This is a genomic window from Aliarcobacter trophiarum LMG 25534 (assembly GCF_003355515.1).
Taxonomy (GTDB): domain Bacteria; phylum Campylobacterota; class Campylobacteria; order Campylobacterales; family Arcobacteraceae; genus Aliarcobacter; species Aliarcobacter trophiarum.
In genome coordinates, this window is record NZ_CP031367.1 from 868469 (window position 1) to 880717 (window position 12249).

At 26.5% G+C, this 12249-nt stretch carries 9 protein-coding genes; 5 read left to right on the plus strand and 4 right to left on the minus strand.

Annotated features, from left to right (window positions below):
* Positions 1-37: 37 nt before the first annotated feature.
* Positions 38-1489, minus strand: a complete 1452-nt coding sequence (nadB, locus tag ATR_RS04505) for an L-aspartate oxidase (RefSeq protein WP_115428286.1) — start codon at positions 1487-1489, stop codon at positions 38-40.
* A gap of 101 nt (positions 1490-1590) precedes the next feature.
* Between nadB and ATR_RS04510 the strand changes: the two genes are divergently transcribed.
* Entirely contained in the window at positions 1591-2019 is a 429-nt protein-coding gene (locus ATR_RS04510) for a DUF721 domain-containing protein (protein WP_115428287.1), read from the plus strand.
* On the opposite strand, the gene ATR_RS04515 is transcribed toward ATR_RS04510, so the two are convergent.
* Entirely contained in the window at positions 2003-2596 is a 594-nt protein-coding gene (locus tag ATR_RS04515; protein ID WP_115428288.1) for a M48 family metallopeptidase, read from the minus strand. The genes ATR_RS04510 and ATR_RS04515 overlap by 17 nt on opposite strands.
* Before the next feature lie 83 nt (positions 2597-2679).
* On the opposite strand from ATR_RS04515, the gene ATR_RS04520 reads away from it, so the two are divergent.
* From ATR_RS04520 to ATR_RS04530, 3 genes are read left to right on the plus strand one after another with little or no spacing between them, the layout of a single operon-like run.
* Positions 2680-3846 carry a pyridoxal phosphate-dependent aminotransferase gene (locus ATR_RS04520; protein ID WP_115428289.1) on the plus strand — a complete coding sequence of 389 codons (1167 nt, stop codon included), beginning with the start codon at positions 2680-2682 and terminating at the stop codon, positions 3844-3846.
* A gap of 59 nt (positions 3847-3905) precedes the next feature.
* Positions 3906-6233, plus strand: a complete 2328-nt coding sequence (locus ATR_RS04525; RefSeq protein WP_115428290.1) for an HD domain-containing phosphohydrolase — start codon at positions 3906-3908, stop codon at positions 6231-6233.
* Positions 6226-8388: a CHASE2 domain-containing protein gene (locus ATR_RS04530; protein ID WP_115428291.1), complete on the plus strand. Its 2163-nt coding sequence runs from the start codon at positions 6226-6228 to the stop codon at positions 8386-8388. The genes ATR_RS04525 and ATR_RS04530 overlap by 8 nt, the downstream gene beginning before the upstream one ends.
* Here ATR_RS04530 and ATR_RS04535 read toward each other — a convergent pair.
* On the minus strand, positions 8385-9701 hold the full coding sequence (locus ATR_RS04535; RefSeq protein ID WP_115428292.1) for a tetratricopeptide repeat protein: 1317 nt from the start codon (positions 9699-9701) through the stop codon (positions 8385-8387). The two genes, ATR_RS04530 and ATR_RS04535, sit on opposite strands and share 4 nt — an antisense overlap.
* A 4-nt stretch (positions 9702-9705) precedes the next feature.
* Positions 9706-10860, minus strand: coding sequence for a FecR family protein (locus tag ATR_RS04540; protein ID WP_115428293.1), 1155 nt, complete (start codon positions 10858-10860; stop codon positions 9706-9708).
* A gap of 204 nt (positions 10861-11064) precedes the next feature.
* Here ATR_RS04540 and ATR_RS04545 point away from each other — a divergent pair, with 204 nt between their 5' ends.
* Positions 11065-12231: an acyltransferase family protein gene (locus ATR_RS04545; protein ID WP_115428294.1), complete on the plus strand. Its 1167-nt coding sequence runs from the start codon at positions 11065-11067 to the stop codon at positions 12229-12231.
* The last annotated feature ends 18 nt before the right edge of the window (positions 12232-12249 follow it).

The following is a 12249-nucleotide window of genomic DNA, read 5'->3' on the forward strand; positions in this document are numbered from 1 at the left end:
ATAGTAAATTAATCTAACATTTTATCTAAAAACTCTTTTATTCTTCTTTTATAAAATGTGCTCCCAAAGATTTCTCTCTTTTAATACTAGCTTTTAATATAGTTTTTGCTGTTAAAAGTCGTAAGTTTAATAATCTTCCAATATCGAGTGATAAATAATGTTCTATTTTTAATAAAGCATTTTGTAAATCCTCTTTTGTTCTTACAATTCCAGCACATTCCCACATAGTTTTTCTTAAATCATCTTTTATATCTTTATCTATATCTTTATTTCTTATATACTCTTTTATCTCTTGTTTATAGCTCTTATTATCTATTTTAAAATTCTTTTCTAAAGATTTATTAACTGCAATTTTTGAAAAAACAAGACCTTCTAAAAGTGAATTTGAAGCAAGTCTATTTGCTCCATGAACTCCATTACAAGCTACTTCTCCTATAGCATAAAGATTTTTAAAACCTTTTACTAATCCATCTAAAGAAACATCTATTCCTCCCATACAGTAGTGAAAAGCAGGGCTTATTGGAACATTTTCAAAAGGAAGTTCATAGCCTAAGTCTTTGATATTTTCATAAATATTCGGAAATCTTTTTTTAAATGCTTTTTTCTCAAAATTTTTAAAAGATAAAAATATACCCAAACCTGTTTTTTTGTTGTAGTCAAAAATTGCACGACTTACAATATCTCTAGGAGCTAACTCACCACTAGGATGATAATCAAATAAAAATCTATTTCCATTTTCATCTACAACAAAAGCTCCTTCTCCTCTTAAAGCTTCGCTTAAAAGAGGCTTTCTTGCAAATGTTGTTCCCTTTAAAACTGTTGGATGGAACTGTGTCATCTCCATATCTTTTAAAGCTATACCTTTTTGAGCAATAATTCCATGAATTTCACCAGCATTTGCAGTCGAATTTGTGTGATATTTGTATAAAGAACCAACACCACCACTTGCTATTATTGTATTGTGAGCAAAGGCTACTTTTTGTTCAAATTCATTGGTAAAGTATTGAACTCCATAACAAATATTATCTTGTATCAATAAATCACAAACAACAGCTTGTGTTACTACTTCATGAGGACAGTGTTCAAGTAAAAATATATGAATTTCTCTTCCTGTTGCATCACCTTGAGCATGTAATATTCTGTTTCTACTATGTGCAGCTTCTTTTGTATAAGCTAAATCTCCATCAATATTTTTGTCAAAAATCATACCAGCTTCAATAATCTCTTTTATTGCAGAAATGGATTCATTACTTAAAAGCTTAACTGCATCAAGGTCATTGTAATTAGCACCAGCTTCTAAAGTATCTTTTATATGAGTTGGAATATCACTTTTATCAACTGCACTTGCAATTCCACCTTGGGCCCAAAATGTGTTTGAGTTCCAAGTTGACATTTTACATAAAATTAAAACTCTTTTACTTTTGGGAATAAGCCTAGCAGCATTAAGTCCTGCTATTCCAGCTCCAATAATTATATAATCATAAATCATTGTTGTTGTGTTTTTTGTTGATTATCGCTTGGTGCATAAACTGGATCAGCTTTATATCCACAGCCACTAAAACTAAATAAAACTCCTGCTATAATTAAAACATGAAAAATATTAATGAAATTCTTAACCATATTACAAGTAACCCCTCTTTTGATAAATTAAATATCTTTTTAGAGATAAAAAGATTTGTAAATATACTACCTTTAAAATTAAAAAGTGGAATAAAGTTTGTATATATAAAAAATCAAACTATGCATTTTGTGCTAACACATCAACTATTTAAAGTAGAATTTGAACACAATAAAGATACATTAAAAGCCCTTTTAAAAATGGCAGAAATAAAAAATGTTTCAAACTTTGTATTTTTTGTATCAAATAGTATAGATAAACCAATAAAAAAAAATAGAGATGCTAGTGAAAAATATATAGAAAAGAGTGTTGGAATTTTTGAGAATAGGGCAAAGGATGAAAAAATATTTAAAAAATTTGAAGATATTAGAGAGATAATAAAATCTACAAAAGAGTTTTAAAAACTTTTTCTATCTCTTTATATTTTGGGCTATATTTTTCAACTAAAGAGTAAAAATCTTTTGAATGATTTTTGTGTTTAATATGTGCTAGTTCATGAATAACTATATATTCCATAATAAAAAGTGGATATTTCATAAGTAATATATTGAAATTCAGTTCATTTTTGTAGTTACAAGAGCCCCAAGTACGCCTATTTTTTCTATATGAAATTTTTGTTGGAAAGAGTTGCATTAGATTTGAATATTTTTCAACTAAAAAAGGAATATAGTTTTCTATCTCTTTTTTATAAAAAGTATCAAGATTTTTTATATTAAACTCCAAAATAGATTTTTGTTCTCCTAAATATAAAAAATATCCATCTTCTAGTGTTTTTTCTTCAACTCTTTTTATATTTTCTAAAATCCACTCCTTTTTTCTTTCTATTAAAATTTTTGCATCATTTAAAGTGAAATATCGGTTTGCTTTTATTTGAATTAAATCTTTTTTTAGAACTCGTAAATAGCAATGTTTGATATGTTTCTTATTTTGTAGTTCAACTTCTACTAAACTATTATTTATATTAATCTCAAATTTCAAAGAAAAACCTTTAAGTAATTTTTGGATAAAATCCGCGGATTATACCACAAGTGTAATGACAATAAAATTTTAGGAAAACTATTATGAAAATTGCAAATAGAATGGAGAAATTAGCTCCATCACTTACTTTATCTATAACAGCTTTGGCAAATGAGCTAAAAGCACAAGGTAAAGATATATTAAGTTTTAGTGCAGGAGAACCTGATTTTGATACACCACAAGTTGTAAAAGATGCAGCAATAAAAGCGATAAATGGTGGAAAGACAAAATATACAGCGGTTGAGGGTATTAAAGAGACTAAACAAGCAATTATTAATAAGTTAAAGAAAGATCACAATTTAGATTATACACTTGATAAAATTGTAATAAGCAATGGTGCAAAACACTCACTATTTAATCTAACTCAAGCTTTAATAAATGAGGGTGATGAAGTTATAATTCCAAGCCCATATTGGGTTACATATCCAGAACTTGTAGTTTTTGCAGGTGGGAAACCTGTATTTATTGAAGCAGATGAGACAACAGAATTTAAAATAACAGCATCTCAGTTAAAAGCTGCAATTACACCAAAGACAAAGATTTTGATGTTAAACTCACCTTCAAACCCAACAGGTGCAATATATACAAAAGATGAGTTAATAGCTATTGGTGAAGTTTTAAAAGGTACAGATATTATAGTTTTATCAGATGAGATGTATGAAAAACTAAGTTATAAAGGCAAAAAATTTACTGCAAGTGCAGAAGTTAGCTCTGATATGTATAATAGAACAGTTACTATAAATGGTTTGAGTAAATCTGTAGCTATGACAGGATGGAGATTTGGATATGTAGCTTGTCCAAATAAAGAGTTAGCTAGTGCTATGTCAAAACTTCAAGGTCAAGTGACTTCAAATGTAAATACTATGACACAATATGCAGCAATTGTAGCACTTGAAGGTGAAGCAGATAGAGATATTGAGATGATGAGAGTTGAATTTGAGAAAAGAAAAGATTATGCAGTTAAAGCTATAAATAATATAGATAAATTATCTTGTTATGATCCTGATGGAGCTTTTTATCTATTTATAAATATTAAAAAAGTTACAAATGATTCTATGAAATTTTGTGCTGATTTACTTGAAAGTAAGGGAGTTGCATTAGTTCCTGGACTTGCTTTTGGAATGGAAGGATATGTAAGACTTTCGTTTGCTACAAGTATGAAGGCAATAGAAGATGGAATAAATAGAATAAAAGAGTTTATTGAAAAATAATTTTATAAAAACACACACTTATTTTGTTATAATCATTTATAACAAAATAAGGAAAATATATGGACTACATTAAAGTATTAGGAAGTAGTGGTAGTAAATCAAAAAATTTGGGGACTAGCTCTTTTTTAATATCCAATGATATCGTAATAGATGCTGGAAATATCTTAAACACACTTGAAGAAGAATCGAATAAAATAAATCATATATTTTTAACTCATACTCACTTAGACCATATAATAGATATACCTTTTATAATTGATAACTGTTTTTCAACAAGAGAGGACTCTTTAAAAGTATATGGCTCTATACAGACTATATCTTTTTTAAAAGAGCATGTTTTCAACAATATTATTTGGCCAGATTTTACAAAAATAAAACTTCCAAATAAGGATATATATAGTTTAGTATTTATTGAAATTGATGATAAAGTAGAGACAGTTTTTGGAAATTTATCTATAAAAGCAATAAATACAAAGCATACTGATGGCTCTTTTGCATATTTAATATCTAAAAATGAAATTAAATATTTAATTAGTGGAGATACTGATTTTGATCAAGATTTTATATCTTGCATAAATAGTATAGATGATTTGAGTGCTCTGTTTATTGAGTGCTCTTTCCCAAATGTTTTAGAAGAAGTAGCAAAAAGCAGTAAACACTTAACTGCAAATAGCTTAAAAGAGTTTCTGAATAATCTTACAAAAAATGATTTAACTATATTTTTATATCATTTAAAAACTCCATATCAAGATAAGATAAAAGATGAGATAAAGAAGTTAAATATCTTAAAAAATGGTGGAAGAATTTTAAATGATGGAGATACTATATATTTAAAAGATTTCCAAGTAAGCTCTGCTATGCAAGATATTGATATCTTTGATAGAGTTATGGATATAAACTTAAGACTCTCAAGTGAACAAGATAAAGAACATTTATATGAGATGATTTTAACTCTTTTAAGGGAACTTACTTTAAGTGATGCGGGAACTTTATATCTACTTAGTGAAGATAAAAAATATTTAGAGTTTAAGGTTATTCAAAATGATAGTTTAAATATCTTTTTAGGAACAAAAGAGGAGAAAATTTCATGGGATGCCTTACCTTTATATCTTCCCAACAAAGAAGAAAACAGAGCAATGATAGCTGTTGTTTGTGCTTTAGATAAGAAAATAATAAATATAAAAGATTTATATAATTGTGATTTATACAACTTTGAAGGTACAAAATTTTTTGATATATCAAAAAACTATAAATCAAAATCTATGTTAGTAGTTCCTCTTGTAAACCATGAAGATGATATTATAGGAGTAATTCAATTAATCAATAAAGATATTACAAATAAAAATAGTTTTTATAACTCTTATGATGAAAAAGTTATAAAAGCTTTATCTCTTCAAGCTGCTATGGCTTTGACAAATACTATTTTAATAGATAGTTTAGAAAATTTCTTAGATAGCTTTGTAAACTCAATAGCAAATGCAATAGATGCAAAATCAAGACACACTTCTACTCATATTACAAAGATGTCAAAATTAGCTCCATTAATTGCAAAATCAATAAGTGATGATGATACAATATATAAAGATATAGAGTATTCAAAGAATGATTTAAAGGAGATAGAATTAGCTGCAAAGCTTCATGATATTGGGAAAATATCCATTCCAGAGTGGGTAATTGATAAATCAACAAAGCTTCAAAAACTCTTAGATGGTTTTGAACTGATAAAATTAAGATTTGAAGTAATAAAAAGAGATTTAAAAATAGATTTTTTAGAAAATAAAATAAGTAAAGAAGAGTATGAAACTACTCTTAAGATTATTGAAGAGGATTTGGAATTTATAGATAAATCAAATAAGGGTGGAGAGTTTATGAGTGATGAGTGCTTAAAAAGAATTAAAAACTTATCTTCATATAGCTATATTTTAAGTAATAAAGAAGAAAAACTTTTAAATGAAGATGAGATATATAATTTATCAATTAGAAAAGGGACTTTGACAAATGAAGAGAGAGATATTATGAACTCTCATGCAAAATTATCTTTTGATATGTTAAGTGCCTTACCTTTCCCTAAAAAATACTCAAATATTATGCATATATCTGTAAATCACCATGAAAAGTTAAATGGAAAAGGTTATCCAAGAGGTTTAAGTGGAAAAGATTTAGTATTAGAAGATAGGATTTTAATTTTAGCAGATATTTTTGAGGCACTTAGTTCTAATGACAGACCATATAAAGGTGTAAAAAAACTAAGCGAGATATTTAAAATTCTTGATTTTATGGTAAATGATGGTGAAATAGATAGAGATTTACTAGAATTTTTTAAAAAAAGTGATGCTTTTAAAGAGTATTGTAAAACTGAACTTTTACAAGAGCAGTTAGATGTTTAAAATAGATATTAAAAAGTTTTTAATTTACTCTTTTTTATCATTTTTAATATCTAGTTCTTTAATAATATTTTATATATTCTTTTCTAGTTTAATAGACTCTTTTGATAATAGAATTAGAGACTCTTTTTTTATTTATAGAGGAGAAATTCCTACAAGTGATAATATAATAATAATTGATATAGATGAGAGTTCTATAAAAGAGTTTGGACAGTGGCCTTGGAGTAGAGATAAAGTATCAAAAATATTAGAAAATTTAACTTTGGCAAATGTTGCAGTAATTGGAATGGATATGGTTTTTGCAGAAGAGGATAGAACCTCTCCTAGTTTAATAGCAAAAAAATTAAAGGTCAAAGAAGAATTAAGAAATTATGATTTAGAGTTTGCACAAACTATTGCAAACTCACCTGTTATTTTGGGCTATGGTTTTGATTTAGTAAATCAAGATAGTAGTAAGGTCGCACCAAGAATTCCTGCTATTTTTATTGAGAAGGATATACCCAAAGAGTCAAATTTTATAATAGAGGCTTTAGGAACTACTTTAAATATTCCAATTTTACAAGATAGTGCATATTCAAGTGGGTTTTTTAATATTCTTCCAGATGAAAGTGGAGTTATACGAAGTGTACCACTTTTGATAAAATTTGATGATATTTTATATCCATCTTTATCTTTAGAGATTATAAGAGTTTTAAATGATACAAAAAGAGTTTTTGTAAATTATGATAATAGCGGAGTATCAAATATTGTACTTGATGATATTACTATTCCAACAGATAGATATGGAAGAATGCTAATAAATTATAGAGGTTATGAAAAGAGTTTTAAATATATAAGTGCAAAAGATATATATGAAAATAGCTTCTCTAGTAAAGATATAGAGGGTAAAATAGTTCTATTTGGTACAAGTGCAACAGGACTTTTTGATTTAAGAGCAACACCTTTTGAGTCAGTTTTCCCAGGAGTTGAGGTTCATGCAAATATTATAGATAATATTTTGCAAGGAGATTTTATACATAAAGCTTCATATTTAGATGGTGTAAATATAGTTATAATTGTACTACTCTCTTTTTTTGTTGTAATGTTTATAACTTTTGTATCTTTTTATTTGAAAATTATTGTTTTTACAACTTTTATGTTTTCTTATATAATATTTAATTACTGGTTATTATTTAGTAAGGGAATTGCTTTAAATATTGTTTTTCCAATTTTAGCAATAGCTTTAGGTTCTATCCTTTCATTGATTTTTGATTATTTTTATAATATAAAACATCAAAAGGTAATAAAAGCAAAATTTGCTTCAAAAGTTTCAAAAAGTGTTATGGATGATATTTTAAAGAATATGGATAATAATGAATTTAGTGCAAAAAATAAAGAGATAACAATATTTTTTAGTGATATTAGAGGTTTTACTAAAATTTCAGAACAACTAAAAGCGAAAGAATTAATAGAGTATTTAAATACTTATATGGAGCCTATGAGTAGTATTATTATAAAAAACCAAGGGACTATTGATAAGTTTATTGGTGATGCTATTATGGCGTATTGGAATGCACCAATTGATGTTGAAAATCATGCAGATATGGCAGTTAAAGCATCATTAGAACAATTAATGGCTTTAGATGAGCTAAATATAAAATTTACACAAGATAAGCTACCAAATATTGATATTGGAATAGGGCTAAACACAGGTGAAGTTATAGTTGGTGAGATGGGAAGTAGTTTAAGAAGTGATTATACGGTTATTGGTGATGCTATAAATTTAGGTTCTAGAGTTGAATCTTTATGTAAATATTATGGTTCAAAGCTAAATATAACCAACTTTACAAAAGATAAATTAAAAGAGAAATATATATTTAGATTTCTAGATTTTGTAAGAGTAAAAGGTAAAACTAAACCAGTTGAAATTTGGCAAGTAATAGGAAGAGGCGTGGCTCAAGATAAATTAAAAGAGGAGCTAGATAATTATCACAAGGCAATAGAGTTTTATAAACAAACAGATTTTATAGATGCATTAAATATCTTTATAAAACTAGATAATTTAGAAAATAAAACAAATGAAAATATTTATAAAATTTATATAAAAAGATGTGAAGAGTTTATACAAACACCACCAAAAGATTTTGATGGTGTTTACGAACATAAAGATAAAGCTTAAAAAGAGTAGTAAAGATTTGTTCTTACAACATATTTATCATATTCATAAATATTTTGATTTGAGTCATTATTTATATATCTAATAGTTGCACCTAAAGATAGATTTTTGTTTAGAGATTGTAAAACACCTAAATCAAAAATAAGTTTATCATCTCTTTTTTTATTGTTGTATAAAACCTCTTCATTTACTTTGTATCTATCTTTATATAGCTCAATTCCGCTTGTAAGAATAGTTGATTGTGTAATAGGATACATGTTTTCATATCTTAAACTAGCAAAGTTGTAGTCCACATTCCAAGCTTTACCTTTATCTTTATTATCTGTTCCAAAAACGAAAGATAAACTATTCATACCAAATTTTTCAGTTAATAAAACAAAACTATTTGAAAGTTCATAATACATTGAATCTCTAAATTCATAATCAGTTTGTTTAAAATCTTTTTTAATCAGTTTTATTTTTGTTTTATAGATTAAATTTTTATCTATTTGATAATCAAAAGATGGAGTTAAAATATAGTTAAATAGATATGTACTATTATCTAGCCAAACATAGTTATAATCAAAAGCTAGAGATGATTTTGATTTTGTAGTATAGTAAGAGAGTCCAGTTCCAAAAACTGCAAGGCTTAAATCATTATTATGGTCATTATTAAACTTTTGCATATATCCTACAAATTTATTATCCATAGTTAAATTCTCTTTAATCTTAAATGTATGGTTTAAAGCTAGAATATATTCTGCAACATGATCGCTTTTTTTATCTGGAATAGATAGAGGAATATTTCCCCAATTTACAACATCATCATTTGAATTATTATCTGTATTTGAATCATATCCATAGCCAATACTTAAAGTTGTTTTTAAAAGATTTCTTTGAGATTTTTTATCTAAAGAGTCTAGAGTTAATTCTATATTTTTTCTTACATTTAAAGGTAGAGTACTATCTTTTAATACATCTTGATATAAAGCTTCAGCTTCTTTATATCTTTTTTGTTGGAAATATGTCTGTGCTAACTCTAGTTTTACTCTACTATTATCTGGTGTTTGTTTTAAAAGCTCTTTATAAAGAGTTTCTGCTTCTTCAAATTTACCTATTTCATAAGCACTTCTTGCTAGAATAAATGTAAAATTAGAATCTAATTTATTATTTTTTAAATACTCTTTGAATGCCAAATAACTATCTTGAAAGGCTCTATTATTGTAACTATCAATAGCTTTGGAAAAATGCTCATTTGAGTAGTTTTGATTTGCAAAAATTAGAGCAGGTAAAAATAGTGCTTTAAAAACTATTTTTTTATTTGATTTAATTTTCATATTTTTACTGCTTATTTGCACTAAATGTGCCATCTAAAGTATCTAGACCATTATCCATTGTAATATTTCCTGAAATACTATCTATATTAGCACCATTAAATATACCTGAAATATTAGTTCCACTAAAACCAGTTGAAGTTATATTTCCATTTAAATCACCACCATAGTTATTGCCTCTTTCTCCTTCAAAGCCATAACTAGCATTAAAAGTATTATCAGAACCACCAAAATAAAAATTAAAATCTATATAATTAGTTCCTATAGAAGGTATATTTGGTACATTTATATCTCCACTAAAATTTAATTCAGTTATTGTTGTATTATTCATCAAATTTTGAACATATTCCACATTACTTGAATCCATATTATTTGAATCCATATTATTTGAGTTTTGCATATAATCATTTATAGATTTATCTATTCTTGTATTATTGTTTTCATCTTGAATACTACTTGCCCAATATCCCCAAGAGTTTTGATTGTCTTGATTTTGCATCATTTCAGAGCCTTGATTGTTTTGAAAAGCTAATGGAGTACTAGAATTATCAAAGTTATTTGGATTTTGGTTATTGCTTATAGAGTTAGTATTTAATCTTGAAATTAAATCTCTAAACTGTTCTTGATTAATAGGTATTACTAGGCTTGGAATTTGATTATTGAAAGTATTTAAAAAAAATCCTTGAGGAACTTCTCTTATAACTCCAAATGAATTTACAAAAATTGCACCTTGAGTACAAAATACTACATTTTCATCACCATAAATTTCAGTTCCTCTTATTCCAATTGAAGCATTCTTTGTTTTTAGCTTAAACTTATCAGGATTTGTTTTACCAATTTGTCCTGTTATTACATGAAAAGCACCTTTTGTAACATTAAAGTTTGATTTATCATTTGAACTATTTGAATATAAGTACTCTTCTATATCAAGTGTCGAGTCTTCCCCAATAGTTATAATAGTATTATCTTTAAAAGTTATCTTTACTTTTGAGTTTGATTTTGTCTCAATAAAGTCCTTCTCAAAAATAGTATCAGTTAGTTTTAATCTAATACTCTCTTCTCCTCTTTTAGTAAAAGCTTCACCCTCAAGAAGTGTTATTGTCCCTATATTTGCAAAAAGTGTTGAAACAAATAGCAAAAATAGAAAAATAATTTTTTTCATAATCTCTCTCCTAATTAATGAAATCAATATTTTTCATAGTTTGTAAGTAACAAAATATTTTTTAGGACGAAATAATAACAGAAAAATTATAAAAAAACAAGATTTTATTAACTTTTTATTAATTTAATATTGGATAAAATCCGCAAACTTTTCAAAAGGTATTCTCCTTTTTATCGAGTTCAAAATTTATTACAGGGGCTATAAATGTTAGGACCAATTACATTACCAAATGATATTTTGACTTTTTCTAGTATTCAAATATCTACATTTCTTGTTATTGCTTTTGCAATTTTGGTTTTATTTACATCTCTTAAACAATCAACTCATAGTGATGTTTTTCCAATTTCTGTTACAAATGAGCTAAAAGGCTTAGGAATTTTAACAGTTGTTTTTGCACACTTTGCATATATGAAAGTTACAAATAGTGAATTCTTATTTCCACTTTCAATAATTGCAGGAGTTGGAGTTGATCTATTTTTATTTATGTCAGGTTTTGGGCTTACAGTTGGTATGCTTAAAAAACCTATGAAAGTAGTTGATTTTTATAAAAAAAGAGTTATAAAAATTTTTATTCCATTTTGGATCGCTTTGATTATTATGTTTATTGCAGATGCTCTATTTATGGACAAAACTTACTCTATAGGATATATTATAAAATCTATGTTAGGGTTTTTCCCAACAGCGGATGGATTTGGTGATGTAAACTCTCCATTTTGGTATATTACATGGATGATTATGTTTTATATTCTATTTCCTTTAGTATTTTTTAAAGATAGACCTTGGCTAACTGCACTTATTTTAGCAGTTATTGCTACAGTTATAGGAACATTTAATCTTTTTGATTTAGGAAGTAACTGGTTACATAGACTTCATACTACAGCATTCTCTTTAGGAATTATTGCAGCTTGGCTTTTACAAGTAAAAGAGGGAACTGATAATAAATTTGTGAGCTATGTAAAAAACTTTAGAGATAACTCAAAAGATATGAAATATATCGTGATGGCTATTATGTTTGCAATTTTTGCTTATGTATCTTTAAATACTGGTGCTGGTTCATGGCCAAAACTTACTTCATTTTTTACTCAAGGTTTCTTTGTAGAGCAAATTATGTCTATAGTTATTATGTTGGCTTTAATTGTTATTTTTGTACTAAAAAAAGTAGATAGTAAATTTTTAGCTATGTATGGAGTTTACTCTTATGAAGTTTACTTAATTCATTGGCCACTTATGGCAAAATATGATATCTTCTTTGTATATCTTCCAGCATGGCTAGCGGTTATTGTTTGGTTGGTTGTGTTTATACTTGTAAGTATGCTACTTCAAAGATTAGTAACTCCTGTTAGTAATTTTGTAGATAAAATAGCAAAATAAATATGTAAAAAGTAAGTT

What these genes read in the sequence shown, in the direction of transcription:
- nadB (WP_115428286.1), bottom strand. Translation starts at nt 1,489, where the DNA reads ATGATTTATGATTATATAATTATTGGAGCTGGAATAGCAGGACTTAAT.
- ATR_RS04540 (WP_115428293.1), bottom strand. Translation starts at nt 10,860, where the DNA reads ATGAAAAAAATTATTTTTCTATTTTTGCTATTTGTTTCAACACTTTTT.
- ATR_RS04545 (WP_115428294.1), top strand. Translation starts at nt 11,065, where the DNA reads ATGTTAGGACCAATTACATTACCAAATGATATTTTGACTTTTTCTAGT.
- ATR_RS04520 (WP_115428289.1), top strand. Translation starts at nt 2,680, where the DNA reads ATGAAAATTGCAAATAGAATGGAGAAATTAGCTCCATCACTTACTTTA.
- ATR_RS04530 (WP_115428291.1), top strand. Translation starts at nt 6,226, where the DNA reads ATGTTTAAAATAGATATTAAAAAGTTTTTAATTTACTCTTTTTTATCA.
- ATR_RS04525 (WP_115428290.1), top strand. Translation starts at nt 3,906, where the DNA reads ATGGACTACATTAAAGTATTAGGAAGTAGTGGTAGTAAATCAAAAAAT.
- ATR_RS04535 (WP_115428292.1), bottom strand. Translation starts at nt 9,701, where the DNA reads ATGAAAATTAAATCAAATAAAAAAATAGTTTTTAAAGCACTATTTTTA.
- ATR_RS04510 (WP_115428287.1), top strand. Translation starts at nt 1,591, where the DNA reads ATGAAAAATATTAATGAAATTCTTAACCATATTACAAGTAACCCCTCT.